Source organism: Pseudomonas fluorescens (assembly GCF_003732425.1).
Lineage (GTDB): Bacteria > Pseudomonadota > Gammaproteobacteria > Pseudomonadales > Pseudomonadaceae > Aquipseudomonas > Aquipseudomonas fluorescens_BE.
In genome coordinates this window covers 186,390-212,998 of sequence record NZ_MOBX01000002.1, presented here as the reverse complement: position 1 = coordinate 212,998, position 26,609 = coordinate 186,390, and the positions used below count along the sequence as shown (strand labels likewise).

Here is a 26,609-nt window from a genome sequence, read left to right as displayed (position 1 = left end):
TCTCAAACAAGAACAAACTCAATTATTTTCAGAAATAATGCGCAACTTAAAATACCTGCCTCACAATCAGAACAATCGCTTTCCATATATTTCCGAGTAGCGCAAACACCTTTAAAACCTGGACAAACCAAAACAAATAAAAACAATTAAACGTAAAAGGGTCGTGAACTCGCGCTCACGACCCCTTTACCTTTTAGTTTGGCGGTATATTTCAGAACAGCTGTTTAACTAGCTTTTCCAGTGTCGCAATCTCTGCATCTGAACTTACGAGTGCCAGCGCGCCAAGCCACTGTTCGACACCCCGCTGGTAGTCCACCGCGCCGAGCCTGATGTTTATCTGCAGTGGCCTGTCTGACTCCTCACCTTCCGGCGTGACGTTACGCACGATCAGACTGTGGGCCGTATCCGGGTCCGAGAACACCAACTGCCCGTCGACCAACGACACCAACAGGCGCTCGGCAGCTTCCACGTCCAGCACCAAAGTACAGCTACGCGTATCGGCTGCATCTAGCGGACGCACGCGATCGACTACGATGCAGTCCAGCCGTTGCCAGGCTTGCTCCGACACCCGATAGCTCAATGCCTTGGCACCAAAAGTGAGAATCAGTTTTTCGACCCCGTCAGGCAGCATTGCCATGATATCGGTGACCTCACCACTCACATCGAGCGCCAGGAGCTCGCCTTCGCGCCGGGCGTAACTGTCTTGTACCCTGATGCCACCTGCCGAACCCCGACTGTAGATCACGTTGTCAATCGGGTCGAACAGCATGGCCACCGAAGTGTCGCGTGCGCCAAGAAACACCGACCACTGACCATCGGCCCGCCCCGAAATATCGAAGAGTCGATCCAGTTCCGGCACAAAATACGTGTAGCGACCCATGGCGTCTTCGACGTGCATAACCGGTGCATGGGATTGTCCGCTCAACAATCCGTTCAGACGGTCCTGCAATTGCCCGGCGGTTTGCCCGGCGATGAACGACCATTGTTTTTCGACGCCAACGATACGTGCCGGCTGTTGATCGAGCAGTTCCAGGTTAACGCCTTGGCGAGTACGCCCGAGCAACCCTTGCCCCTGCGTCAGCACCTCGGCGAATGACCATTGCCCCCAGACTTTTTCCGCCACTGGCAGCACCGTGTGATCGAGTAACCGCGAACCATTGGCAAACGCTGCGCGCAACGTCTGGATCTGCACCAGCGCCTGGCGATAAAGCTGCCCCGCCGAAACGTCGAGCAGCCAGGCGGCCTGCTTGTCGGGCGTCAGCCCAAGCAGCGCCAGCTCCTTACCTTCACCGACATCGGCGAGCAATACCTTCGCGCCGATACACCACGCCGCCACTGAGTGCTGACCGGAAACATTGCTCAACCCGATAATCGAAAACGGCGCATCCCGGTAAGCATCGGCCAGCGCCGGTAACGCGGCGAGCCAGTCGGCATGGCTGCGCAACCAGTGGGCGCCGATCCCAACGAAGTGCAGCCCGCCTTGCCTGTCGACCTCAAACAGGCGTCCGTCTGCCCGGGTTGCGATGTAGCGCTCAGCGAATGGACTGACATCGATGACATCCTCGGCGATGACTTGCCCACCCTCCGATCCAGCTCCACGACGCAGCAATCGGGCCTGTTTGCTGTAGAACAGCGGCAGGTCGTCCACGCCGTCATTCCAGGTCAGCAGGATCGTGTCCAGCTTGAGCCCGGTGCTGTGGGCCAACTGGAAATACAGCCGGTCAGCCAGACGGATCCAGCCCAGATCTCGCAGCGTTTCCTTCTCATGGCTGCGGATCTGCACGAACCCGGCAGGCCCCCAGGTGCTCAGGCTCGACGCCATGCCAGACGTGCCATCGGCATAGGTCCGTGGCGTGTTGAAGCTACCCACCAATGAATGCCAGTAATCGGCCGGGCGCCTCGGCGTGTAATCACTCCAGGCGGCTGATGTATGGATGCCGGTAAGCACTACGGAATACTCAGACAGCCGGTATTCGAATACGGTTTCTACCCCACCGTTGACTTCAAGCATTTTTTGCCTGAGGTGCAAGCCGTTGGCAGTTTGTTCACAGCCGATGATTCTTGCACCACGGGCGGGGTTCATCAGTCGGTAGCGATGCTTGACCGTGCCGGTGATCGCATCGACCCGCCAGACCGTCGCGTGCTCGGGGTGATAAAACCATGCCTGCCCGGCGTTGGCTGCAGCCAATACAACGCCGTCATTGACCTCCTCTGGCAGGTTGCGCGCATACAGCAGCCGGCCACGCGCAACGTCGTAATAGGCCGTGACCAGGACGGGCCGCAGCACAGCGTCCATGGGCACCCGGAATTTGTGTAACGGCACAAAAGCCGCTGCAACGCGTCGCTCCGCCACTCGCGTTCGAACGCGGGCCAGCAGCGCAGCCTGCGAATCCTGTTGCTCCTGGGTGACCGACACCAGCAGCAGACGCTGGTTTTCCCAGTCGAGACTGAACATCTCGCCATTGATCAGCTGGATGAAGTCCACCTGACCTTCAATCCGTATTCCATCGACACTGAGAAACGACTCCTCAAATCGCACCTTGGTTTCGCTGACCCATGGCGCATGAAGTACCCACTGGGTCGCCGCGTAATTGCGCAGGTAAACGGCAACCAGACCGGGAGTCAACCAGAGCTGGCGAGCCCCGGGTGAACGGCTGAAGATCTCGTAGGAAATGCATTGTTTCCATTCGGCCGGCAGTGTCGGCACCAGCAACTGGCGCACCTGTTCGTCCAGCGTCACAACAATTCGTGTGGGCTGGTTGAACGGGTAGAGCTTGTAGAGGATGTGCGGGAACGGTGTGTTGGCGAAGAAATAGAAACGCTGGTTGCCGTGCTCGTCGTACTCCAGCTTGTTGACGGTGCTGTTGCGCAGGCTCGGATACCAGGTTTGCATGTGTGGCTGATGGAGGTCATCAACCAGGCCGCCAAATGGCACAAAAGTACCGAGGAAGCTCGGTGAGGCCTGTTCGCTTGCTTGCCGGGGCTCACGCGCCAACTCGCCAGGCTGTGGCTCATAGGCATAGCCGGACGTTCCGACCTGGTACTCATAACCGAAGTAACACTGCGGTGTACACGGTAGTACCACCGTCTGTACGTCACCGGGCGCCGGCCGGATGAGACTGACCACCTGCGGCAGTCCGAGTGTCTCGCGGATATCGATAGCCTGGTGCAGTCGCGACGGGTGATTGTTGAACTGCGGCAGCTCAAGTCCACCGCGATCCATGGGGTAAAACTTCTGACTGTCGAAGTGGATCCGGTTGCCTTGCAAGTCCAGCTCGGTGATGACGGCTTCGGGTTCAAAACTCAGCACACCGTCCTTGCGCGTGTAAACGCCAGGGCCGTAGGCGTCCTGGATCTTGCGCAAGTGCGCGCCGACACCTTTGGCCTTGTCGCTGATCTGTCCCAGGTTGCTGGCGATCGCCGTCACACCAATGCCCACGCCGAGCAGTGGCACCGACAGAATTGCCGCAGCACCGCCCACCGCTCCACCAACCGCCAACGCGGTGATATCCAGCGCCAGGGCCGCCACATTGAACACCAGTTGCGTGGCAAACCGTGAACGCTGTTCCTGATTGGTCGCCACTGCCAGGGCGTAGAGGTCAAAACCTATGTTAACGGCGGAGAAGACAATCCCGGCCGCCACGGAGGCCCGGCCCAGCAGCCGGCCGGACAGCGATGACTGGCGCAACGCCAATGCCTGCTCACTGGCTGCCACTTGACGAACGAGACTGACAATCTGTGCCGCATCGTTCAGCACGCCATAACCCAACTGGGCATAACTGACATAGACCTGCACCTGCAGCGCGATCGACAACGCCGGCACCTGCTCAGCCCCAGCCTGGTATTCGCGATGGCGCATCTCGGTAATCAGCGTCTGAATCGCAAAGGCGAAACTCAGCCGACTGCCGCCGTCGGCCTCACCCGCTGCAGTACTTTTGCCGGCCAGGGACTGCACCAGACGCTGGATGTGCTGTTGGACCTTACTGAAGCGCGCGTCAGTGGTGGTGACGATTCGGGTATTTTGCGGATCGCGCGCGTCCACCAGCGTCATGCGATAACCGGCGTCAGGGTGCTCCTGCAGCGTTTCCAGCAGCGGCAGAAACTCACCGCCCAACTTGTTTTCGGCACGTAGCTGACCGGTGGCCTGCTCGAATGCCTGCGCCCAGTAACGCGCATCCAGTTGCGTCAGGCTGGCGCCCATCCGGGCGTTTTCACCCAGCGATCGCTGGCGTCCTACGGCTTGTTTTTGCCAGACCGAAGCGCTCCCTGGATCGACAATCGAAGCGTTTTGCAAAAAGCTGCCCAGCGGTGTGTTCGACAAAAGTGTCCGGCCCATGAGCGCCGTGGTATCGACTTCGACAACATTGAACCGCGCACGGTCGCCCTCCGCGAGGCCGTATAACCGGGCCATTGCACCTTGATCTCTGCTCAGGTAACGCTGCACGCCCTCTTTAAGTTGCTCTACCCGCGTAAATCCATAGATCGCAAAATTCGGCTCGTAAAACCGATAAACCGTCTGGCTGCCCTCCACTGTTTTCGCCACCAGCAGCGCATGATTGCCGGTGTCGAGCAGCATGACCGTCGAAGCGGTTTTCGCCTCCAGTATTTGTGCGATGGAGTCCAGACCATGAAGGCCGTGTGGCTCGCCCACGGTTGTCAGCGGTAGCGCCTGCAATTCGTCCAGCGCTGATAGTAAAGCCCGCGAGTCGGCGTCCTCTGGAGCATGGCTGACGTTCGCCACCCGGCCGATCAGGGCACGCTCAGCCACCTCACCACCAGTCAACGCTGCGGCCATCATCAGTGCCAGCGGATAGCATCGACGCCCAGGATCGCCCGGCGTGGACATGAGCAGGTCCTGCGGTACTTTCCTGGCAGACATGGCGCCAGCCTTAAACAGTTCAGTCCGAACCGCCTCACCGTTGCGCAGAATCTGCGCGTGATATTCACGACGCGCCGTGCTGTCGATCCTGGCGATACGTTCGCCCCACTGACGCAACGTCAATGGCTCGCTCAAGGCATGCACCTTGAGTTCGCGGGCCGTGTACGTGGCGGAGGGTTCAGCGCTTGCCAGGCCAGCCTTGAAGGCCGGCGTCGCGTGTTCGCGCAAGGCACTTTCGATCGCGTTGAAGCGGGCAAACAGCCCATCTTCAGCGGTTTGCGCAGCGAGGCTGGAAAGGTCCTTCCACGCACCGGCAAAACCGTCGACATCCAGGCTCGCCGCGCCGAACATCCCGCCCAGCATCACGCGCAGTAACGGGCTGAGTTGTTCGACAGCAAGCGAGCCGCGGGCAACCCGGACCAACAGTTCGTTCAGGTTACTGGTGGATTCCGCACCGTGAGACGGCGGCAGTTCAAGGGCAGGCTGGGCGAGAATTTGCTGGCGGGCATCGAAACCGATGGCAAAAGCTTCGTAGAACGTAACATCGCCACTCAACTTGTCTTTCATTGCGCGAATGAACGGTTCGCCCAAGTCATCCATCAGCTGATGCAGCACCGAGGTCAACAGCACCGGTTTGCCTTCGATCACCGGCCAGCCTTGTTTAAAGGTCAGGGTCTGCGGCCTCAGCAGATCCGCCAACCGACCGGCATAACGTGACTTGAGTTTGCCGTTGCGCCATTTGTCCTGCTCTTTCTCAAGCCACTGGTTTTCATCGCCATTCACTGTCCAGCCGGAGATCCGTTCCTCTTCCGTGGAAACGTTATAGCCCTCAACCAATTTCAGTCGATTGCGAACCTCATCAATATGATCGGATTGCAGACGCTGTTCGATGTATTTGCTAAGTCCTGCCGCCGCCGCACCCGGCCCGGTAAGGGCAATGGTGCCACGTGCATCGACCCGAATACCGTCCTGATAATACGTGCGAATGGCATCGATCAGCTTGGCTGACGAATAGTGAGTTTTTGAATGCGGAAACTTGCCCTCGGCTGCCGTTTCATTGACCACATTTTGAATGATGGGCAACGCCCGTCCCTCATCCGCAATATCAATGCCGGCAGCGAGCAAGCGACGCTCCACCTCTAGCAAGCAGTCATAATTGGCTCGAATCATCTGCATGTAAGACAGGGTCATGGCACCGCCCGGATGGGCGATGAAATGCGCATTCATTTCCCCGGTACTCGCACTGCCATGGGCGGTTCCCAAGCGAAGGGCATCCTGTGGCACAAGGTGGTCCTGTGGTGCAGCGAAAATCTGCTGAACCCCGGGTTCACCGCGCGCAAAAGTGGTTAGTGCCTCTTTATGCCGAGCGGGAATTTCACCGGTTATCTCTGTATAGCGGTCTGGATCCCGTCCTGGCATCAGCGCTTGATTGTGATCCAGTAGAAGTTTCAGGACCGCGAGTCGCTGATTGCCATCAAACCCACTGATATCCACGCCACCCAACGTCTCGGCCAGCGGCGGCAAGTAATCCATGTCGCTGTAACGTCCCCCTTCCATGTACTCGGCCTGCAGCCGCACGACATCGCTCGCTGCGGCAAAATTGCCACGCATGGCCACTTCGCGCTGATAGACATCCTGTAGAAAGTGCCCCGCAAATTCGTGGCGGACGTCACGCAATTGCAAGTCTGTTCCGGCCATGGCCTGATGCGTCTCCAGGCACCGCTGTCGGAAAGCCTCGAGCGTCGCGTGATCCTTGCCGTAAGCGCGAACCATCAGATCAATACGTGCCTCGTCCGCCCGGCCAGCCCATTGCGGCTGGTTCAGGTAGTCGAACATCTGATGTTTCAATACCCGCGCGCGGTCTTCAATCATCTGCGACAACTGGTTGGGCCTGCTGACCTTGTCACCGCCCGAGGCCATCGCATCCGCTCTTGCGCTGTCGAGAATCACCCGATTCATCTCAAAGGCGAGCAGAGCATCACTGTCATACCAGAGATTGAACCGATACCCCTGCGGCTCCAGCACCTTGCGCCAGATGTTCATGTAATCGCGCTGGTTGTCGCCGACCTCACTGCCACCGACCCAGACGAAGTGCATGATGTTCGGCACGGGCCGGGCGACGCCGTTGAGCATGTCTACCGTTGCTGACAATCTCGCCACATAGCGATTCAACCGGGTTCGAATCCGATGAATGTCCATAGGCGCCGGCGTCGACTTGCGATCCAGCAAGGCCTCGAGTCGTTCTTGAAACAGTTTCGCCGGCAGCAGTTTTTCGACCGCTTCGAAGGTCTTGCTGGCAACTTCATGAGCCTCGGCCAGCGCTGCGTATTCGCCTGAGTCGGCAAACTCGCTCAATGCCCCTTGAAGGGTCGAATACTCTGCAGCCGAAGTAAATGCAAGTTCGCCTGTATTGTTTCCCGTAATACTCATCCGTGTTCTTCCTTGATTCAATAGTTCTAAGTCGGACAAAACTATTGACTAACCACGGGGCACTCAAACTTGAAGAAGCTCAAATAATGTCGAAGGAAACATCGACCAACATTCAAATGCGACAACGGTATGATTCAGCAACAACTGCGCCTGTTATTTCTTTTGTCATCAGCAACGAAAAGGCCACGTCCCCCGGAAAGGGCGTGGCCTTGTCTTACTTTTGATAATCAACTTCGCAAGTGTTGACCTGATGTCACAACGAGAGAAGTTATTTACAACTTCCCCCGGCGATCAATAACAGCAAACTCAGGAAATCGGCTTTTCACCGTACCAACGTGGCGTGTAGACCCAATGCCCACCACTCGCGCGGGCGAACGTGCACGTGGTCGAAGAACCGATCAAGACCATCGTGCGCATGTCCACCTGGTCCGCGGTCAACGCGCCCAACGTCGTGGTACGCAGGGTCTGGCCCGGGCGACCGATGTCACGGCCAAGTACAACCGGGGTTTCAGGCGTGCGGTGCTGTGCGACGATTTCCAGTGCCCGGCCCAGTTGCCACGGGCGGGCACGGGAGATCGGGTTGTAGAACGCCAGCGCCAGATCCGCCTCGGCGGCCAGGTCCAGACGTTTCTCGATGATCGACCACGGCTTGAGGTTGTCCGACAGCGACATCACACAGAAGTCATGGCCCAGCGGTGCACCGGCCTGCGCGGCGGTGGCCAGTGAAGCAGAGACACCCGGCAGGATTTCCAGATCAACGCTGTGCCAGGCCGGATCATCGGACTCGTGTAAGGCTTCAAGCACGGCCGCCGCCATGGCGAACACGCCCGGATCACCCGACGACACCACAATCACCGAACGGCCTTCGGCCGCCAGCCGGAAAGCGTGACGGGCGCGCTGCATTTCTTCGCGGTTATCGGTGCAGTGCTGGATCTGATCGTCACGGAACGGGCCGGCCATGCGCACGTAGGTTTCGTAGCCGAGCACGTCGGTGGCGCGGGCCAGTTCGGCTTTTACCGCCGGCACCATCAATTCGGCGGCGCCGGGGCCGAGGCCGATGACGGCAAGTCGACCGCGTGGCCGGCCAATGTTCGAAACATCCAACGGCTGCTCGGCGACAGCGATTGCCATGCCGTGGCCGGCAACGACTGTCGCCTCTGGCATTGCGACACGCGCCAGGGTTTCGATGTCGCTTTGCACCGCGACAAAGCGCAGCGGCACACCCAGGTCGAGCGCCGCCTCGCGCAAAAGTGGCGAAGCCATCTCCGTCTCGCTGGCCAACACACAGGCCAGCGATTGCCCCGCGATTTGCGCCTGTTGCAATGCGCTGCGAACGGCATTCGCCAGGTCAGCTGTTTCGGCACTCACCGCCACCGCCACACTGCGTGGATAGATCAGTAACTCACTGGCACTCACTTCACGCGCGGCACTGCCGACATGAATCGAGCGCTGCGCCTGCGGATCTTCCAGCAGTTGCGCCTGATCCAGCCACGGCGCCGCGCCTTCGATGCGCACGCTGTGACCGGCCAACAGATCGGAGACAAAGCGCTTGCCCAGTTCCAGATCACCCAATGCGTAGCCGCTTGGCGGGTTGAGCAGGCACGTGCCAAAACGCAACTCGCCGCTGGTGGTGATCGCGGCTGCGACTTGCAGCCCGGCAGCGATCTCTCGCGCCATGACATTCACCCCGCCGAGGCCACCCAACAGCGGCACCACGGCGCTGCCGTCTTCGGCCACGGCGAGCACTGCTGGCTCGGCGCCCTTTTCCAGCAACAGCGGCGCCAGCGTGCGGATGACGATGCCGGCCGCGCACAGGGCAATGATCGGCGTGTCCTGCTGATACAACGCGCGCAGGGTCGCGCCGAACTCCTGATAGGTGCAATCGGCACCTTCGACGCGCCCGGCGAGGCCGTGGATCTGCGCCGCCGGATAGACCTGCTGAATGCGCCGCGCGGTGGCCAGGCTGCCCTGACCGAGAATGACGATGGCTGGCGTGGATTGAGTCATCAGCCTTGCCACCGTTCGCCCGGCACGATGATCAGCGAGAAATACGGCGACGACATCGGCTCGACCTGATCCATCGGCACGATCTTCTGATTGGCCATGGTCGCGCGTTCGACATACAGCGCGCGCTCGGCCAGCCCGAGTTCTTCCAACACCTGACGCACTTTCGGGAAGTTGCGCCCCAGCTTCATGATCACCGCCGCGTCGGCATCGGACAGACGCCGCTTCAGCTCTTCATGGGGCAACACGCCCGAGAGCACCGACAGGCTCTGATTGCGATACACCAGCGGCGCGCCGAGCACCGAAGCGCCGCCCAGCATCGAGCACACGCCCGGCACTACTTGGGCTTCATAACGAGTGGCGAGGCGATCGTGCAGGTACATGTAGGAGCCGTAGAAGAACGGATCACCTTCACAGATCACCGCCACATCGCGACCGGCATCCAGATGTGCCGCGATGGTTTCGGCAGCCTCATCGTAGAAATCGCTGATGACCTGTTCATACGAGAGCGGAGCCGGCAGCACTTCGGTGGTCACCGGGTACACCAACGGCAGCAGATTCTGTGCGTCTTGCAGGTGCGCTTCGATGATGCCGAACGCGTTGCCCTTTTTGCCCTTGGCGACGAAGTACGCCACCACCGGCGATTCGCGCAGCAGGCGCAAGGCTTTGACGGTAATCAGTTCCGGATCACCCGGGCCGACGCCCAGGCCAAGCAAACGTCCTTTGGCCTGCATCATTCGATCTCCGTAGCGAGGGCATTGACGGCGGCGGCGGCCATGGCGCTGCCACCGAGACGGCCTTGCATGATCACGAACGGCACGCCACGGCTGTCGGCGGCCAGGGCGGCTTTCGACTCGGCGGCACCGACGAAGCCGACCGGGAAGCCGAGGATCAGTGCCGGTTTCGGGGCGCCAGCGTCGAGCATTTCCAGCAGATAGAACAGCGCGGTCGGCGCGTTGCCGATCACCACCACGCTGCCTTCCAGGTGCGGGCGCCACAGCTCCAGCGCGACGGCGGAACGGGTATTGCCCAGCTCACGGGCCAGTTCCGGCACGCTGTCGTCGCGCAAGGTGCAGATCACTTCGTTGTTGGCTGGCAGGCGCGCACGGGTTACGCCTTCGGAGACCATCCGCGCATCGCAAAGGATCGGTGCACCGGCGGCCAGTGCATTACGCCCGGCCTTGCCCGCGCCTTCGGAGAACTGCAAACCGTCGACCGCTTCGACCATGCCGCAGGCGTGAATCACCCGCACCGCGAGTTTTTCCAGATCGGCCGGAATGCGTGCCAGATTGGCCTCGCGGCGAATGATCGCGAAGGAGTTGCGATAAATCTCCTGACCGTCGCGGATGTAATCAAGCATCAATGGGGCTCCGAGAGCGGGCGGCGAGCAGGGTCGCGGCCGCTTCAATAGTAAGGTTGCGTGCGTGCAGCGCGCCGAAACCCGGCAGCGTCGCATCGCGAAAATAGAGGTCGTAATGACCCGGATTGACGGCCAGCAACGTCACCGGGGCACAGTGGGCTGCGGCGCACGAGCGCGGGCAGCCACTGAGGTGAACGTTGAGGGCCGAGGGCAGCAACGTCGCCAGATGGCGGGCGTCCTGCTTGGTGTCGGCCAGGCCTTTGCCGCAGCCACTGGCACCGGTGCAAGCGATCAGGCGTGAGAGGGGTTCGGCAGCGCGGGTCAACAGGTTCAGTTGCTCAAGACCTTCCAGTAATTGCGCCGCATCGCTTGCTTTGACGTCCGGCACCAGCAGGCTTTGCCAAGGTGTGAAGCGCAGGCTGCCATTGCCGAACTGGCGGGCCAATTGCGCAGCCCCGCGCAACATCGCCGGATCGAGACGGCCCAGCGCTGGCACCGCGCCGACATACACCTGACCCGCATTGTTTTGCGGATGAACGCCGATGTGCAGATCGTCCGCCACGGCGGTGCGCTGCCAATCGCTGATCGGCTTGATCGGCAAGCGCGTGCTCAGTTGTTGAAGAAACGCCGGCATCGACAATTCGTCGAGCAAATGGCGCATGCGTGTCTGCTCGGGACGCGCCAAGGCCAGAAATAGCTCCAGCACCGCCACCACCAGCGCATGGCCGTGTTCCAGCGCTACGGCGCCGACCGCGCGATCCGTCAGGCATCCGGCCAGGCCGAACGCCAGCCAGGTTTCACCGTCACGCGCGAACGCCGACAACCACAGGTCGTGGGGATGTTCGAGCATCGCCAGCGCTTCACCGCCATCGAGTTGCACGGCGAACTTGGCGCTCAGCTCGTGGAACCGTGGATGGCGTTGCAAGGTGTCGAGGATCTGCTCGGCGAGGTCGCGCGTGTCGACCTGCATCTGCCGATCGATCCCGGCCGCGGGGCTGAGCATCAGATTGCGCACATCGTCACCGGCCGCCGTGCGCGGGCCGAGACCGGCGGCAAGCAAGCGCTCGATCAGAGCCGCAGATTGCTGGCCGATCCCACGGATTTGCAGATTGGCGCGGTTGGTCGCCTCGATAGCGCCGCCGAACTGTTCCGCAGCTTCGGCCACCGCGTCAGCCTGATCGGCGCTGATCGAACCGCCATTGAGCTTGATCCGGCAGATGCCGCCGTCCAGTGCCTGGACGATACGCAGCAACCCCGGGCAAGCCGAGGGGCGTAAAGCGGTAGACATCGGGCGTTCGTTCAAGGGGCTGACCGGCTGCGTGGGAAAGGCGCTTCGCGGACGAAGGCGCGGTATTATGCCTGCTTTGTCCGCTGGCATGAAAAGACTGCCCGTCGGAACGGCGTGTTTAGAGGAATATAGATGTCACCCTGGCTGACGGTAGTGGGAATCGGTGAAGACGGCTTCAAGGGCCTGGGCAAAAACGCCCGGCGTGCCCTGCTGGGCGCCTCGCGGATCGTCGGTGGCCAGCGTCAACTGGATTTGCTGCCGGTGTGTATTCGCGGCGAACGCCAGTTGTGGCCCAGCCCGTTTTCCCTCGCGCCCGTGATCGAGCAGCGCGGCGAAGCAGTTTGCGTATTGGCCAGCGGTGACCCGATGTTCTACGGCGTCGGTGCCAGCCTCGCCCGCCAATTGCCAAGTGAGGAAATGCTGATCCTGCCCGCCCCGTCGTCCTGTTCGCTGGCCGCTGCCCGCCTCGGCTGGCCGTTGCAGGACGTCGTGACGCTGTCGCTGGTGGCCCGACCGCTGGCGGCGCTCAATGCGCAATTGTTCAGCGGCGTGCGTCTGTTGTTGCTGAGCAACGACGGCCAGAGCCCGGCAGCGGTGGCGCAATTGCTCTGCGAGCGCGGCTTCGGTTCGAGTCGCATGAGCGTGCTTGAGCATCTTGGCGGTGACGCCGAACGGCGCATCGACAGCACCGCTAATGCCTGGAATGCCGCGTCGGTGGCCGACCTCAATGTCATCGCCATCGAATGTCTGGCCGACGCACAGGCCCCGCGCCTTTCGCGTCTCGCCGGATTGCCGGATTCGGCTTTCCAGCATGACGGCCAGTTGACCAAACGCGACGTGCGCGCCATCACCCTCGCCCGCCTCGCCCCGACCCCCGGCGAACTGCTCTGGGATGTCGGTGCCGGCAGCGGCTCGATCGGCATTGAGTGGATGCGTGCGCACCCGAGTTGCCGCGCCTTGGCCATCGAAGCCGACAACGGCCGTCAGCAATTGATCGAGCACAACCGCGATGCACTGGGCGTGCCCGGCCTGCAACTGATTCGCGGCAAGGCACCGCAGGCCCTGGCCGGGCTGGAGCGCCCGGACGCCATCTTCATCGGCGGCGGCGTGACCCGTGAGGGCGTGTTCGAAACCTGCTGGGAATACCTCAAACCCGGTGGCCGTCTGGTCGCCAACGCGGTGACGCTGCAGAGCGAAGTGGCCCTGATGAACTGGCGCGAACGCTTCGGCGGCGAGCTGACGCGCATCCATGTCGCCCAAGCGCAACCGCTCGGCGAGTTCGACACTTGGCGCCAAGCGCTGCCGATCACCCTGCTCGATCTGGTCAAACCCCTCGATGCGTGACGAAACCGCCGAACAACCCGCGCCCCTGCGCAGTGGCCTGACTACCGGCAGCTGCGCCACCGCGACCAGCCTCGCTGCCGCGCGTTTGTTGCTCGGCGGGCAGTCCGCCGATGCGGTGCAGATCGTTTTGCCCAAAGGCAAACAGGTGCAGATGCGTCTGGAGTTCTGCCGTTTGACCGATGACGGCGCCGAGGCCGGGACGATCAAGGATGCTGGCGACGACCCCGACGTGACCCACGGCGCCCTGCTTTATTCGCACGTGCGGCTGCTGAGTGAACCGGGGATTCGTTTCAATGCTGGTGCCGGCGTGGGCACGGTAACGCGGCCGGGGCTAGTGCTGAGTGTCGGCGAGCCGGCGATCAACCCGGTGCCACGCAAAATGATCAGCGATCACCTGACACTGCTCGCCGCCGAAACCGGTTACGGCGGCGGCTTCGACGTCACGGTCAGCGTCGAGGGTGGCGAAGCGCTGGCGCTGAAAACCATGAATCCACGCTTGGGCATTCTTGGCGGGCTGTCGATCCTCGGCACCAGCGGCATTGTCCGACCGTTTTCCTGCGCGGCGTACATTGCCTCGATCCATCAGGGCATCGATGTGGCGAAAACCAACGGTTATCTGCACATCGCCGCCTGCACCGGCAACGCCAGCGAAGACACCATGCGCCGGGTCTACGATCTGCCGGAAATCGCCCTGATCGAAATGGGCGATTTCGTCGGCGCGGTGCTCAAGCATCTGCGCAAAGTGCCTGTGGATAAACTCAGCCTGTGCGGCGGCTTCGGCAAGATCAGTAAACTGGCGGCCGGGCACATGGACCTGCACTCGCGGCATTCAAGTATCGACTTGCCACAACTGGCTGAGTGGGCCGCGGCGATTGGCGCCGATGCGGCGTTGCAGCAAAGTATTCGCGAGGCCAATACCAGTCAGCAGGCGCTGGCCATGGCCAGTGCGGCGGGGGTTGCCCTCGGTGATGAGGTCTGCCGCCATGCGTTGAATTTCGCCCGCAGCGTGGTGCCCGCGCAGGTGCAGGTCGAGGTGTTTGCAATTGATCGTCAGGGCGGGATTGTCGGGCATGCCGGAGGTTTTGCATGAAGCGGATTTTGCTGCTCGGCGGCGTCACTGAGGCCCTGGCGATTGCCCGCACGCTGGGGCCAGAACATATCTACAGCCTCGCCGGTGTTGGTCGGGTGCCGACAGATCTGACCTGTCAGGTCCGCGTCGGTGGTTACGGTGGCGCTGAGGGTCTGGCGCAATTCATTCGTGACGAAGGCATCGAGCTGTTGCTCGACGCCACGCATCCCTATGCCGCACAGATCAGCCAGAACGCCGCGACCGCCGCGCGACTGACCGACATCCCCTGCTGGGCCTTGCGCCGCCCGGCATGGCAACCGCAGCCCGGTGATGACTGGCGTGAAGTCAGCGACTGGGCCGAGCTGATCACCGCCCTCAAACCGTTTCGTCGACCGCTGTTCACCCTCGGCCGCGAACCGCTGCAACACCTCGATGAAATCCCTGCCGACCAGTTCTGGACCCTGCGCGCCCTCGACGTCTATCCCGGCAACGAACGCTGCGAAGTGATCGGCGCGCGTGGGCCGTTTCTGCTTGAGGATGAACGCGCGCTGTTCGAGCGGCGGCAGATCGATGTGTTGATCAGCAAGAACAGCGGCAGCACCGCCACCGAGCCGAAGTTGGAAGTCGCGCGCGAGCGTGGGGTGCCGGTGCTGGTGTTGAAGCGTCCGGGGTTGCCGGGGGTTGATCGCGAGTTTGCCTCGGTCGACGCAATCCTGATGGCCCTCGCAACCTTTAACCTTATCTAAAAACAAGCGCAGTTCTCACGGACGCCTTCGCGGGCAAGTCGAATCGTCGCACCGCCGCTTCCACTGGGTTCGCGGGGTAAACAGGCTATGTGGTCGCCACCGACCACTGTGGGAGCGAGCCTGCTCGCGAAGACGTCGGCAAAGTCTGCACATCATTGCCTGACCCACCGCTTTCGCGAGCAGGCTCGCTCCCACAATGTCACGGGCTCGGCCGGATATCTGACTTGAATCCTACAAACGCGCCGGACACTGCCCACAACAACCTAACGAATCACTGACTATCGGCAGTCGCGTCCACCTCTACGCTCAACGTCTTTGATTCCAAGGGCGTACACATCCAATGTCAGAAGAATTCGCCCGTTTTGACGCCGCCGAGTACCTCAAGACTCCCGAGGATATGGCGGCATATCTGGATGCCTGTTTTGACGACGATGAAGGCGATGGCGTTCTGATTCGTGCAGCACTCAATGACATCGCCCGAGCTCAAGGCATGACACAAGTGGCGCGGGATGCAGGTTTGGGCCGCGAAAGTCTTTATAAAGCGCTCAGTAGCACTGGCAATCCCGAATTCGCAACTATCATGAAAGTCATGAAGGCTCTGGGTTTGCGATTGCATGCCGTAACACTGTGAAGGCGCTGCGACACCAAACCGCACGACGCTTTTTTACTTATCGGCCCTGATCAGGCTAAATAGCCGCGCCTGATCGCCCACCCAATGGATCTGCCCCATGAACCGACACCGGCTAGCAATTGCCTGGATCGCCTGCTTCGCAGTGCTGTTCAACATGCTCGCCATGCCGATGACCGGGGCGATGGCGCAGGCGGCCAGTTCACCCGCCGAACAATTGCTCTGGAGCAGTTTCTGCACCGGCAGCGGGACCAAAATGGTGGCGATCAATATTGGCACCACCGATCAAAAAGCCCCGACCAACGACACTCATTCGAACATGCAGCATTGCTGGTGTTGCTCAGGCTCGGCGCCGTTGGTGGCGTTGCCGGGGCATTCGCCGCAGCTGTATTTCGCCCGCTATGAAAGCAATCGCAGCGTGGCGCCCGCCTCACTGCAAACACCCACGCCGCGCCAGCAATGGCCGAGTCTCAATCCCCGCGCCTCCCCTCTGGTTTGATTTGTTCGCGCAATTGACCTGCGTTTCAAATCGTTCTGGAGAACTGCCATGTTGAACAAACTCATCGTCGTCGCTGCGCTGCTGTTGCCGGCGTGCTTTGCCCATGCTCACGAATACAAGGCGGGCGAGCTGGAAATCGCCCATCCGTGGTCGCAGGAACTGCCGCCGAATGCGCCGACGGTCGCCGCCTATTTCATCATTCACAATGCGGGCAAGACGGACGATCGCCTGCTCAGCGTCGACTCGCCCATCGCTCCCGAAGCGCAACTGCACGAACACGTGATGCAGGGCGATCTGATGAAGATGCAGCAAGTGAAGAGCGTGGCGATTCCGGCCGGCGGCAACGTGACCTTCGCGCCGATGGCCTATCACGTGATGCTGCTCAATCCGACCGATCGCAGCCTGCTCAGCGACGGCAAGCGCTTCCCGCTGACGATGCATTTCGAGAAGGCCGGTGACGTCACCGTCGAAGTCTCGGTGCAGAAGAAGCCACCGGAAACCACGCAGGCCCACGCGCACGCTCAGTAAGCCTTTCGGCAGACTCCGCCCATGCGCCCGCTGAGCGCCAGGCCCTCGCGGCAACGCCGTCAGACTCAACACCTGACTCGCGGCAGCTGGATCGCCCTGTTCGCCATGTTGATGATCTTCATCGGCCCACTGATTTCTCAGTCGATGCCGATGGATCAACACGCCTCGACATCGATGCCAATGAGCATGGACATGTCGATGGACATGCCGGGCATGGACCACAGCGGCCATGCTGCAAAACCCAGCGCCGAACACTGCCCACCGCAATCCTCGCACCACGTGCTGTGGGAAAAGTGTGGTTACTGCAGCCTGCTGTTCAATTGCCCGGCGCTGACTGGGGGCGGTGATTTTGTCGCCTTCAACATCCCGCCGCTGAACACCTTCACCCCGCCCTATCCACGTCTGGGCCATGCCCGGCAGACCTTCTTCCCCGGCGCCCGCACCCGCGCCCCGCCCGTCGCAGCGTAAATACCGCACCTCTGATTGCACACGGTTGAGAAGACAGCTTCAGGCTGCCGGCCGTGTCGTTTACGACTGTTTGATGGAAATTGTCATGTCCAGGTTTGCTGCTGTTCCACGCTCGGGCTGTGCCCCGGCGTCCTTCGCTTTGAACGAATCGCGGATTCGTTTCAGGCACGCTACCGCCGTCCTTTGCGGCGTTCTGCTGTCACCGCTGGTACTGGCCGATGATCACACCGGCCACCAGAAAGAACTGAGCCCGACGGTGATTACCGCGATCGCGCCGAGCTCGCCGCTGACCATCGTCACCGACCCCAAGGATCCGCGCCAACCGGTGCCGGCCAGTGACGGCGGCGATTACCTGAAGACCATTCCGGGTTTTGCGCTAGTACGCAATGGCGGCACCAACGGCGATCCGGTGCTGCGCGGCATGTTCGGCTCACGCCTGAACATCCTCACCAACGGCAGCATGATGCTCGGCGCCTGCCCCGGCCGGATGGATGCTCCGACCTCGTACATCTCGCCGGAAACCTACGACAAACTCACCGTGATCAAAGGCCCGCAGACCGTGCTTTACGGCCCGGGTGCATCGGCCGGTACGGTGTTGTTCGACCGTGAACCGGAGAACTTCGGCGAACTCGGCACGCGGGTGAATGCGAGCATTCTGGCCGGCTCCCACGGCCGCTTCGACAAAGTCGTCGATGCCGCCGCCGGTGGCCCATTGGGCTACGTGCGCGTGATCGGCAACACCGCGCATTCCGACGATTACCGCGATGGCAACAACGACATCGTCGCCTCGCGCTACGACAAGTGGAACGGCGATATCGCCGTCGGCTGGACCCCGGACGCCGACACCCTGATCGAACTCACCGCCGGCAAGGGCGATGGCGAAGCGCGCTACGCCGGGCGCGGCATGGACGGCTCGCAGTTCCTGCGTGAAAGCCTCGGTCTGCGTTTCGAAAAATCCAACATCACTGACGTGCTGGAGAAACTCGAAGCGCAGGTCTACTACAACTACGCCGACCACGTGATGGACAACTACACCCTGCGCACGCCGTCCGGCACCGGCATGATGGCAGGTCCCATGGCGTCCAACGTCGACCGCCGCACCCTCGGCGCACGGATCAAGGCCACCTGGCGCTGGGCTGATATTCAGTTGATCACCGGCCTCGATGCGCAGACCAACGAACACCGTCAGCGCAGCGGCATGGGTATTGATACCTACAAGGATCAGCCCTACACCAAAGACGCCGATTTCCATAACTACGGCGTGTTCAGCGAAATGACCTGGTACGCCGCCGACCGTGATCGGCTGATCACCGGTGCCCGCGTCGACCGCGCTTCGGCCAAGGATTATCGGCAGACCACCGGTTCGGGAATGATGTCCCGCCCCAACCCGACCGCCGACAACACCCGCGCCGACACCCTGCCCAGCGGTTTCGTACGTTACGAGCATGACCTCGCCGACAGCCCGACCACGCTGTATGCCGGCCTCGGCCACGCGCAACGCTTCCCGGATTACTGGGAGCTGTTTTCGCCCAAGTCCGGCCCGGCGGGATCGGTCAATGCGTTCGATTCGATCAAACCGGAAAAGACCACCCAGTTCGACTTCGGTGTGAACTACAAGAGCGCCGACCTCGAAGCCTGGGCCTCGGGTTATATCGGCGTAGTGCGCGATTACATCCTCTTCGACTACACCCCGGCAATGATGGGCATGAGCACCTCGCGCGCCGAGAACATCGACGCGCGAATCATGGGCGGTGAACTCGGTGCAGCGTACAAACTCACCGACCACTGGAAAGCCGATGCGACCCTGGCCTACGCCTGGGGCAAGAACAGCAGCGATGGCAAGGCGCTGCCGCAAATGCCGCCGCTGGATGCACGCTTCGGTCTCACTTACAGCGAAGACAACTGGAGTGCCGGCGCACTGTGGAGGGTGGTTGCCGAGCAAAACCGTATCGATCAGAACAAGGGCAACGTGGTCGGCAAGGATTACGACAAGAGTTCGGGCTTCGGCGTGTTCTCACTCAACGGTGCCTACCGGATCAACAAGAACTGGAAGGTCAGCAGCGGCGTCGACAACCTGTTCGGCAAGGCTTACGCCGAACACCTGAACCTGGCGGGCAACGCCGGGTTCGGCTACCCGGCCAACGACCCGCAAGCGATCAATGAACCGGGGCGCACGCTCTGGACCAAGGTCGACATGAGTTTCTAAACCACCGCGAGAAATTCCCGGTGTGAACACTGCCTTTGTGGCGAGGGAGCTTGCTCCCGCTGGGGCGCGCAGCGCCCCCCGCTCTTAAACACAAGAGCAAGGCCTGCTTCGCAGGCCAGCGGGAGCAAGCTCCCTCGCCACGATGTGCAGTTCAGACAGACAACTAGAAGATCCAAGCCAAGCGGAGCACACGTGATGAAACAGCCCAAACCGAATTTCTACAACCTGGCCTGGCGTTGGCATTTTTACGCCGGCCTGTTCGTCGCCCCATTTATGGTGATGCTGGCCTTGACCGGCATCATCTACCTGTTCAAACCGCAGCTCGACTCACTGATGTACAGCAGCTTGCTCAACGTCCCCGCCGGTCATCACAGCGTCCCGGCCGATGACCTGCTGCAACGGGTAAAAAGCGCTTATCCACAAGGCCAGATCACCCAATATCTGCCGCCAGTGAATGCCGAGCGCAGCGCACAATTCGTGGTGAAAAACGCCGGCCACGAACTCAACGTGTTCGTCGATCCGTACCACGGCGACATCCTCGGCGAGCAGGATGCCAAGCAGAATCTGCAAGCCATCGCCCGCGCCATCCACGGCGAATTGATGATCGGCACCGTTGGTGATCGGCTCATCGAAATGGCCGCCGGCTGGGGCGTGGTGCTGGTGGTGTCCGGCCTGTTCCTGTGGTGGCCGCGCGGTCAGGCGGCGGGCATTTTGTGGCCACGGCTAAACAGTCGCGGCCGCGTGTTGTGGCGTGATCTGCACGCGGTCACCGGGTTCTGGGGCGCGACTTTGCTGCTGGTGATGTTGCTCAGCGGCATGACCTGGACCGGTTTCTGGGGCAAGCAATACGCCCAGGTGTGGAACGTGTTCCCGGCGGCGATGTGGGACAACGTGCCGACCTCCGACGTCGAGGCGCGAACCCTCAACACCGCCACCCGCCAGACCGTGCCCTGGGCGATGGAAAACACACCGATGCCGATGTCCGGCGACCACGCTGAACACATGAACCACGGCGCCAGCAACGCTGGCCCCGCAGCACCCGTCATCAGCCTGCAAGACGTGCAAAACATAGCGACCCAGCGCAAGGTCGAGCCGGGTTACAGCATCACCCTGCCGACCACCGCCACCGGTGTGTTCACCATCGCCGTGTTCGCCGATGACCCGCGTAACGACGCGACCCTGCATGTCGACCAGTACACCGGCACGGTCCTCGCCGATGTGCGCTTCGAGCAATACGGCACCGTCGCCCGCGCCACTGAGATCGGCGTGATGCTCCACGAGGGCAAGATGTTCGGCACCTTCAACCAGATTGTCGTGCTGCTGATCTGCCTGATGATCCTGCTCAGCGCCGTCAGCGGCGTGGTGATCTGGTGGAAGCGTCGGCCACAAGGCAAATTCGGAGTACCGCCGCTGCGCCATGATTTACCGAAATGGAAAACCGGCGTGGTGATCATGTTGGCGCTGGCGGTGGTGTTTCCGCTGGTAGGGGCTTCGCTGGTGGTGGTGTGGTTGCTGGATCGACTGTTGTTGTCACGACTGGGTGGGCAAACCAAACCGGCCTCGACTTCATCCTGAATCAGCCCGCTCCTGCATCGGAGCGGCGCCTCCCGCAACACATGCTCCCTGCATTAGACTGCACACCTTCCAATCTCAGGATGAGTGTCATGTTCAAAGCAGTTGCACTGTCGTTGTTGATGTTGGCTAGCGGTGCGGCGCTGGCCGATACCAACGTCGACGTCTCGCGGATTTACGGCAATATCAAATTTGTCGACAGCTTCCCCGATTACAAGGTGAAGGTCGTCAATTCGTTTCCAGACTTGAAGGTGAAAAAGGTCGACTCGTTTCCGGATTCGGCAGGCAAATGGAAAACGGTCGACAGCTTCCCGGATTATAAAATCCAGATCGTCGACTCCTTCCCTGACTTCACCATCCAGTACGTCGACTCATTCCCCGGCGTGAACTGATTCTGCACGATATCGCTGCCGCTGCGCGGCAGCACCACAATGAAGCACTTCCTCGCACCACCCCCCATCACACGTCCCCTCATGGTGCGCAGACTCTGCGTACAAGCGCTCTAACACGACATTTTCTTGCCAAAACCCGACCGGGCACAGCCCTTGCAAAACACCCTTCAGTCGTCCGCATCTGCCAACCAAAAAAACTTCAAACGTTCATGGAGATCGCACAATGAAGCGTCGCAGTTTGATCAAGGCTTTCACACTCTCGGCATCCATTGCCGCGATGGGCATGACCTGGACTGTCCAGGCCGCCGAGACCATCAAGGTCGGGATTCTGCATTCGTTGTCCGGCACCATGGCGATCTCCGAAACGTCGCTCAAAGACATGGCGCTGATGACCATCGACGAGATCAACGCCAAGGGCGGCGTCAACGGCAAGATGCTGGAACCGGTGGTGGTTGACCCTGCATCCAACTGGCCACTGTTCGCCGAAAAGGGCCGGCAGTTACTGACCCAGGACAAGGTCGCCGTGGTGTTCGGCTGCTGGACTTCGGTGTCGCGTAAATCGGTGTTGCCGGTGTTCGAAGAGCTCAACGGTCTGCTGTTCTACCCGGTGCAATACGAAGGCGAAGAAATGTCGCCGAACGTCTTCTACACCGGCGCCGCGCCGAACCAGCAAGCAATCCCGGCGGTTGAATATTTGATGAGTGAAGAAGGCGGCAGCGCCAAGCGCTACTTCCTGCTCGGCACCGACTACGTCTACCCGCGCACCACCAACAAGATCCTGCGTTCGTTCCTGCACTCCAAAGGTGTGGCCGACAAGGACATCGAAGAGGTCTACACGCCGTTCGGTCACAGCGACTATCAAACCATCGTCGCCAACATCAAAAAATTCTCGGCGGGCGGCAAGACTGCTGTCATCTCGACGGTCAACGGTGACTCCAACGTGCCGTTCTACAAAGAGCTGGCCAACCAGGGCCTGAAAGCCACCGACGTACCGGTTGTGGCGTTCTCGGTCGGCGAAGAAGAACTGCGTGGCATCGACACCAAACCGCTGGTGGGCAACCTGGCAGCGTGGAACTACTTCGAGTCGGTAGAGAACCCGCAGAACAAGAAATTCGTCGCTGACTGGAAGGCCTACGCGAAGAAACACAACCTGCCGGGCGCGGACAAAGCCGTGACCAACGACCCGATGGAAGCCACTTACGTCGGCATCCACATGTGGGCGCAAGCGGTTGAGAAAGCCAAATCCACTGACGTCGACAAAGTCCGCGAAGCCCTCGCCGGCCAGACCTTTGCCGCGCCGTCGGGTTACACCCTGACCATGGACAAGACCAACCACCACCTGCACAAACCGGTGATGATCGGCGAGATCCAGAGCGACGGTCAGTTCAACGTCGTGTGGCAGACCGAAGGGCCGATCCGCGCGCAGCCTTGGAGCCCGTTCATTCAGGGCAACGACAAGAAGCCGGATTATGCGGTGAAGAGCAACTGAGTCACTGGATGCCGGGCTGACGAGGATTATCGGCCCGACACAATCCCCCGTGGGAGTGAGTTTTTGTGGTGAGGGGATTTATCCCCGATCGGCTGCGAAGCAGTCGCGAAATCAGTCGACGCGATCAATCTGATACACCGCGACTGCTGGACTAGGGGCTGCTTCGCAACCCATCGGGGATAAATCCCCTCGCCACAAAAGCTCGATCCGACAATGTCCGCGTCAAGGCGACTGACTATGCCCACTGCTCTCTACCGCTTTATCTGTGCCATCGCACTGTTGCTGCCGATGCTCGCCCACGCCGGCGATGCCGAAGACTTCGTCGCGGCCAATCCCATGCAACAGGCCAAACTCCTGGAAACCTGGGCCGCGCAGCCCGATCCGGCCCGTATCGAACTGATCAACGCCCTGCAACAAGGCGAGTTGACCATCGACGGCCAAGCGAAAACCCTGCGCCTGAACAATCGCCTGCGGGGTCTGATCGACACCGCCATGGCCAGCCACCAATTGCTCGCCGCCGACGCCAAAATCCGTCTGAGTGCCGCGCAGCAATTGCAGAAAAGCGCGAAACCCGCGCAGCTGAAATTCCTCGACCAGCAACTGGCTGGCGAAAAAGACGAAAGCGTCCACGCCGCCCTCAGCCTGGCGCTGGCCAATCTGCAACTGGTCGATACCGACCCGGCCGTGCGCCTCGCGGCAGTACGCCTGCTCGGCGAAACCGGCGACCCACTGGCACGCACACGCCTTGAAGGTTTGCTCGAACCCGGCGTCGAAAGCGATGCCGGCGTACGTACCGCCGCCGAAACCAGCCTCGCCCAGGTCAAACGCAAACTGTTGATCGGCGAAGTGCTCGGTCAGGCGTTCAGTGGCATGTCGCTCGGTTCGATTCTGCTGTTGGCAGCGCTCGGTCTGGCAATCACCTTCGGCCTGCTCGGCGTGATCAACATGGCCCACGGCGAGATGCTGATGCTCGGCGCCTACTCGACGTACGTGGTGCAGTTGATGTTCCAGCGCTACGCACCGCAGGCCATCGAGTTCTATCCGCTGATCGCCCTGCCAGTGGCGTTTTTTGTCACGGCGGCGATCGGCATGGCCCTGGAACGTACGGTGATTCGCCACCTCTACGGCCGACCTCTGGAAACCCTGCTCGCCACCTGGGGCATCAGCCTGATGCTGATTCAACTGGTGCGCCTGTTGTTCGGCGCGCAGAACGTTGAAGTCGCCAACCCGGCGTGGCTGTCGGGTGGTATTCAGGTGCTGCCGAATCTGGTGCTGCCGTACAACCGCATCGTCATCATTGCCTTCGCCCTGTTCGTGGTGGTGCTGACCTGGCTGCTGCTGAACAAAACCCGCCTCGGCCTCAACGTTCGCGCCGTCACCCAGAACCGCAACATGGCGGCCTGCTGCGGCGTGCCGACCGGGCGCGTCGATATGCTCGCTTTCGGCCTCGGTTCGGGCATCGCCGGATTGGGCGGCGTGGCGCTGAGCCAGATCGGCAACGTCGGCCCGGACCTCGGCCAGAGCTACATCATCGACTCGTTCCTGGTGGTGGTGCTCGGCGGCGTCGGCCAGTTGGCCGGTAGCGTGCTCGCGGCCTTCGGCCTGGGCATCGCCAACAAGATTCTCGAACCGCAGATCGGTGCGGTGCTCGGCAAAATCCTGATCCTCGCGCTGATCATTCTGTTTATCCAGAAACGTCCGCAAGGCCTCTTCGCACTGAAAGGACGGGTGATCGACTGATGAACCAGCCTCTGTTAGTCACGGCCACACAAAAGGCCGGGCCGAAAGTCACCATCGCGGTTGGCGCGGTGATTCTTGCGCTGCTGATTGCTCTGCCGCTGCTGTCACTGTTGCCAGCGGACAATGCGCTGTCGGTCTCGGCCTACACGCTGACGCTGGTCGGCAAAATCCTCTGCTACGCAATCGTCGCCTTGGCGCTCGATCTGGTCTGGGGTTACGCCGGTCTGCTGTCGCTGGGCCACGGTCTGTTCTTCGCCCTCGGCGGTTATGCGATGGGCATGTACCTGATGCGTCAGGCCGCCGGTGATGGCTTGCCGGCGTTCATGACCTTCCTGTCGTGGAGCGAATTGCCGTGGTACTGGACTGGCACCAGCAGCTTCATCTGGGCGATGTGTCTGGTGGTGTTAGCGCCGGGGTTGCTGGCGCTGGTGTTCGGCTTCTTCGCCTTCCGTTCGCGGATCAAAGGCGTGTATTTCTCGATCATGACCCAGGCCCTGACCTTCGCCGGCATGCTCCTGTTTTTCCGCAACGAGACCGGGTTTGGCGGTAATAACGGCTTTACCAATTTCCGCACGATTCTCGGTTTCGGCATCACTGAACCGGGCACCCGTGCGGTGCTGTTTCTGGCCACGGTGTTGTTGCTGGTGGCGAGTCTGTTCATCGGCTGGCGCCTGGCGCAGAGCAAGTTCGGTCGCGTGCTCACGGCGTTGCGCGATGCCGAGAACCGTTTGATGTTCTGCGGCTACGACCCGCGCGGTTTCAAGTTGTTTGTGTGGGTGTTGAGTGCGGTGTTGTGTGGCCTGGCCGGTGCGTTGTACGTGCCGCAAGTGGGCATCATCAACCCCAGCGAAATGTCGCCGACCAACTCCATCGAAGCGGCGGTGTGGGTAGCGCTCGGCGGTCGCGGCACGCTGATCGGCCCGCTGCTCGGCGCCGGTGTGGTCAACGGCATGAAGAGCTGGTTCACCGTGGCTTTCCCCGAATACTGGCTGTTCTTCCTCGGCGCGCTGTTCATCGTCGTGACGCTGTACTTGCCCAAAGGCGTGATCGGTCTGCTGAAGAAACGAGGTGAACAATGAGAGTCACGGCGAGCGCTGAATTCATGTTGGAACCGGCCTTTTTTCCCGTGGAACCGAACAAGGACGAAGGCACCAGTCGCGATTCCATCGGCCTCGGCCAGCGGGTCGGCCCGGGGCTGGATACCCGCCACGGCACGATCCTCACACTGGAAGACATCAGCGTCAGCTTCGATGGCTTTCGCGCACTGAACAATCTCAACCTATACATCGGCGTTGGTGAATTGCGCTGCATCATCGGCCCCAACGGCGCGGGCAAAACCACGCTGATGGACGTGATCACCGGCAAGACCCGGCCCAGTCATGGCAAGGCCTGGTTCGGTGAAACCCTCGACCTGACGCAGATGAGCGAAGTGCAAATCGCTCAGGCCGGCATCGGTCGCAAGTTTCAGAAGCCGACGGTGTTCGAAGCGCTGAGCGTGTTTGAAAACCTGGAACTGGCGCAGAAAACCGACAAGTCGGTGTGGGCCAGTTTGCGTGCGCGCCTCAGTGGCGAGCAGAAAGACCGGATCAGCGAAGTGCTGGAGACGATTCGCCTGACCACCTCGGTCAATCGTCAGGCCGGGCTGCTCTCGCATGGTCAGAAGCAGTTTCTCGAGATCGGCATGTTGCTGATGCAGGACCCGCAACTGCTGCTGCTCGATGAGCCGGTGGCGGGCATGACCGATGCGGAAACCGAGTTCACGGCTGAACTGTTCAAGAGCCTGGCAGGCAAGCATTCGTTGATGGTGGTCGAGCATGACATGGGCTTTGTCGGCTCGATTGCCGACCACGTGACTGTGCTGCACCAGGGTAGCGTTTTGGCGGAAGGCTCGCTTGAGCAGGTGCAGGAAAACGAGCGCGTGATCGAGGTCTACCTCGGCCGCTGAAGATTTTGTCCTGTGTAGGAGC

The 26,609-nt window shown here is 61.0% G+C and carries 19 protein-coding genes; 14 read left to right on the top strand and 5 right to left on the bottom strand.

Features of this window, described 5'->3' with window-relative positions; genetic code table 11:
- Nucleotides 1–211: 211 nt before the first annotated feature.
- The 5 genes from BK670_RS02435 to cobG all read right to left on the bottom strand — a co-directional run bounded on the left by BK670_RS02435 (nt 212) and on the right by cobG (nt 11,961).
- The gene (locus tag BK670_RS02435) at nt 212–7,309 is read right to left on the bottom strand and encodes a TcdA/TcdB pore-forming domain-containing protein (protein ID WP_123448456.1); all 7,098 of its coding nucleotides are present in this window, start codon (nt 7,307–7,309) and stop codon (nt 212–214) included.
- 306 nt (nt 7,310–7,615) lie between these two features.
- Nucleotides 7,616–9,316: a precorrin-3B C(17)-methyltransferase gene (gene cobJ, locus BK670_RS02430; RefSeq protein WP_123448455.1), complete on the bottom strand. Its 1,701-nt coding sequence runs from the start codon at nt 9,314–9,316 to the stop codon at nt 7,616–7,618.
- A complete protein-coding gene (locus tag BK670_RS02425) occupies nt 9,316–10,050 on the bottom strand; it encodes a precorrin-2 C(20)-methyltransferase (RefSeq protein ID WP_404942462.1) in 735 nt (244 codons plus the stop codon). The genes cobJ and BK670_RS02425 overlap by 1 nt, the downstream gene beginning before the upstream one ends.
- Nucleotides 10,047–10,673, bottom strand: a complete 627-nt coding sequence (locus BK670_RS02420; protein WP_123448454.1) for a precorrin-8X methylmutase — start codon at nt 10,671–10,673, stop codon at nt 10,047–10,049. Before BK670_RS02420 ends, BK670_RS02425 begins: the two co-directional genes overlap by 4 nt.
- Nucleotides 10,666–11,961: a precorrin-3B synthase gene (cobG, locus tag BK670_RS02415; RefSeq protein ID WP_311197013.1), complete on the bottom strand. Its 1,296-nt coding sequence runs from the start codon at nt 11,959–11,961 to the stop codon at nt 10,666–10,668. Before cobG ends, BK670_RS02420 begins: the two co-directional genes overlap by 8 nt.
- Before the next feature lie 132 nt (nt 11,962–12,093).
- Between cobG and cbiE the strand changes: the two genes are divergently transcribed.
- From cbiE to urtD, 14 genes are all read left to right on the top strand, one after another.
- Nucleotides 12,094–13,305 carry a precorrin-6y C5,15-methyltransferase (decarboxylating) subunit CbiE gene (cbiE, locus tag BK670_RS02410; protein ID WP_123448452.1) on the top strand — a complete coding sequence of 404 codons (1,212 nt, stop codon included), beginning with the start codon at nt 12,094–12,096 and terminating at the stop codon, nt 13,303–13,305.
- On the top strand, nt 13,298–14,395 hold the full coding sequence (locus tag BK670_RS02405; protein WP_123448451.1) for a cobalt-precorrin-5B (C(1))-methyltransferase: 1,098 nt from the start codon (nt 13,298–13,300) through the stop codon (nt 14,393–14,395). The genes cbiE and BK670_RS02405 overlap by 8 nt, the downstream gene beginning before the upstream one ends.
- Nucleotides 14,392–15,120 (top strand): cobalt-precorrin-6A reductase, encoded by a 729-nt coding sequence (locus tag BK670_RS02400; protein WP_123448450.1) that lies wholly within the window; start codon nt 14,392–14,394, stop codon nt 15,118–15,120. The genes BK670_RS02405 and BK670_RS02400 overlap by 4 nt, the downstream gene beginning before the upstream one ends.
- Nucleotides 15,121–15,460: 340 nt before the next feature.
- The gene (locus BK670_RS02395) at nt 15,461–15,751 is read left to right on the top strand and encodes an addiction module antidote protein (protein WP_077570750.1); all 291 of its coding nucleotides are present in this window, start codon (nt 15,461–15,463) and stop codon (nt 15,749–15,751) included.
- 97 nt (nt 15,752–15,848) lie between these two features.
- The gene (locus BK670_RS02390; protein ID WP_123448449.1) at nt 15,849–16,247 is read left to right on the top strand and encodes a DUF2946 domain-containing protein; all 399 of its coding nucleotides are present in this window, start codon (nt 15,849–15,851) and stop codon (nt 16,245–16,247) included.
- 48 nt (nt 16,248–16,295) lie between these two features.
- A complete protein-coding gene (locus BK670_RS02385; RefSeq protein WP_123448448.1) occupies nt 16,296–16,775 on the top strand; it encodes a copper chaperone PCu(A)C in 480 nt (159 codons plus the stop codon).
- Nucleotides 16,776–16,796: 21 nt separating this feature from the next.
- Nucleotides 16,797–17,243, top strand: a complete 447-nt coding sequence (locus BK670_RS02380; protein ID WP_123448447.1) for a DUF2946 domain-containing protein — start codon at nt 16,797–16,799, stop codon at nt 17,241–17,243.
- 85 nt (nt 17,244–17,328) lie between these two features.
- Nucleotides 17,329–19,449, top strand: a complete 2,121-nt coding sequence (locus BK670_RS02375) for a TonB-dependent copper receptor (protein ID WP_123448446.1) — start codon at nt 17,329–17,331, stop codon at nt 19,447–19,449.
- Nucleotides 19,450–19,644: 195 nt separating this feature from the next.
- The gene (locus BK670_RS02370; RefSeq protein ID WP_123448445.1) at nt 19,645–21,024 is read left to right on the top strand and encodes a PepSY-associated TM helix domain-containing protein; all 1,380 of its coding nucleotides are present in this window, start codon (nt 19,645–19,647) and stop codon (nt 21,022–21,024) included.
- Nucleotides 21,025–21,113: 89 nt separating this feature from the next.
- Entirely contained in the window at nt 21,114–21,413 is a 300-nt protein-coding gene (locus BK670_RS02365) for a 7(1) septoil knot domain-containing protein (RefSeq protein ID WP_123448444.1), read from the top strand.
- 223 nt (nt 21,414–21,636) lie between these two features.
- Complete coding sequence (urtA, locus tag BK670_RS02360; RefSeq protein ID WP_122842924.1) at nt 21,637–22,902, top strand: urea ABC transporter substrate-binding protein; 1,266 nt, start codon at nt 21,637–21,639, stop codon at nt 22,900–22,902.
- A 237-nt stretch (nt 22,903–23,139) separates the two neighbouring features.
- Nucleotides 23,140–24,642: an urea ABC transporter permease subunit UrtB gene (gene urtB / locus BK670_RS02355; RefSeq protein WP_123448443.1), complete on the top strand. Its 1,503-nt coding sequence runs from the start codon at nt 23,140–23,142 to the stop codon at nt 24,640–24,642.
- Nucleotides 24,642–25,721 carry an urea ABC transporter permease subunit UrtC gene (gene urtC / locus BK670_RS02350; protein ID WP_123448442.1) on the top strand — a complete coding sequence of 360 codons (1,080 nt, stop codon included), beginning with the start codon at nt 24,642–24,644 and terminating at the stop codon, nt 25,719–25,721. Before urtB ends, urtC begins: the two co-directional genes overlap by 1 nt.
- Nucleotides 25,718–26,587: an urea ABC transporter ATP-binding protein UrtD gene (gene urtD, locus BK670_RS02345; protein WP_095047336.1), complete on the top strand. Its 870-nt coding sequence runs from the start codon at nt 25,718–25,720 to the stop codon at nt 26,585–26,587. Before urtC ends, urtD begins: the two co-directional genes overlap by 4 nt.
- Nucleotides 26,588–26,609 lie beyond the last annotated feature (22 nt).

Coding starts and splice junctions, on each gene's coding strand:
- BK670_RS02435 (WP_123448456.1), bottom strand. CDS start 7,309: ATGAGTATTACGGGAAACAATACAGGCGAACTTGCATTTACTTCGGCT.
- cobJ (WP_123448455.1), bottom strand. CDS start 9,316: ATGACTCAATCCACGCCAGCCATCGTCATTCTCGGTCAGGGCAGCCTG.
- BK670_RS02425 (WP_404942462.1), bottom strand. CDS start 10,050: ATGATGCAGGCCAAAGGACGTTTGCTTGGCCTGGGCGTCGGCCCGGGT.
- BK670_RS02420 (WP_123448454.1), bottom strand. CDS start 10,673: ATGCTTGATTACATCCGCGACGGTCAGGAGATTTATCGCAACTCCTTC.
- cobG (WP_311197013.1), bottom strand. CDS start 11,961: ATGTCTACCGCTTTACGCCCCTCGGCTTGCCCGGGGTTGCTGCGTATC.
- cbiE (WP_123448452.1), top strand. CDS start 12,094: ATGTCACCCTGGCTGACGGTAGTGGGAATCGGTGAAGACGGCTTCAAG.
- BK670_RS02405 (WP_123448451.1), top strand. CDS start 13,298: ATGCGTGACGAAACCGCCGAACAACCCGCGCCCCTGCGCAGTGGCCTG.
- BK670_RS02400 (WP_123448450.1), top strand. CDS start 14,392: ATGAAGCGGATTTTGCTGCTCGGCGGCGTCACTGAGGCCCTGGCGATT.
- BK670_RS02395 (WP_077570750.1), top strand. CDS start 15,461: ATGTCAGAAGAATTCGCCCGTTTTGACGCCGCCGAGTACCTCAAGACT.
- BK670_RS02390 (WP_123448449.1), top strand. CDS start 15,849: ATGAACCGACACCGGCTAGCAATTGCCTGGATCGCCTGCTTCGCAGTG.
- BK670_RS02385 (WP_123448448.1), top strand. CDS start 16,296: ATGTTGAACAAACTCATCGTCGTCGCTGCGCTGCTGTTGCCGGCGTGC.
- BK670_RS02380 (WP_123448447.1), top strand. CDS start 16,797: ATGCGCCCGCTGAGCGCCAGGCCCTCGCGGCAACGCCGTCAGACTCAA.
- BK670_RS02375 (WP_123448446.1), top strand. CDS start 17,329: ATGTCCAGGTTTGCTGCTGTTCCACGCTCGGGCTGTGCCCCGGCGTCC.
- BK670_RS02370 (WP_123448445.1), top strand. CDS start 19,645: ATGAAACAGCCCAAACCGAATTTCTACAACCTGGCCTGGCGTTGGCAT.
- BK670_RS02365 (WP_123448444.1), top strand. CDS start 21,114: ATGTTCAAAGCAGTTGCACTGTCGTTGTTGATGTTGGCTAGCGGTGCG.
- urtA (WP_122842924.1), top strand. CDS start 21,637: ATGAAGCGTCGCAGTTTGATCAAGGCTTTCACACTCTCGGCATCCATT.
- urtB (WP_123448443.1), top strand. CDS start 23,140: ATGCCCACTGCTCTCTACCGCTTTATCTGTGCCATCGCACTGTTGCTG.
- urtC (WP_123448442.1), top strand. CDS start 24,642: ATGAACCAGCCTCTGTTAGTCACGGCCACACAAAAGGCCGGGCCGAAA.
- urtD (WP_095047336.1), top strand. CDS start 25,718: ATGAGAGTCACGGCGAGCGCTGAATTCATGTTGGAACCGGCCTTTTTT.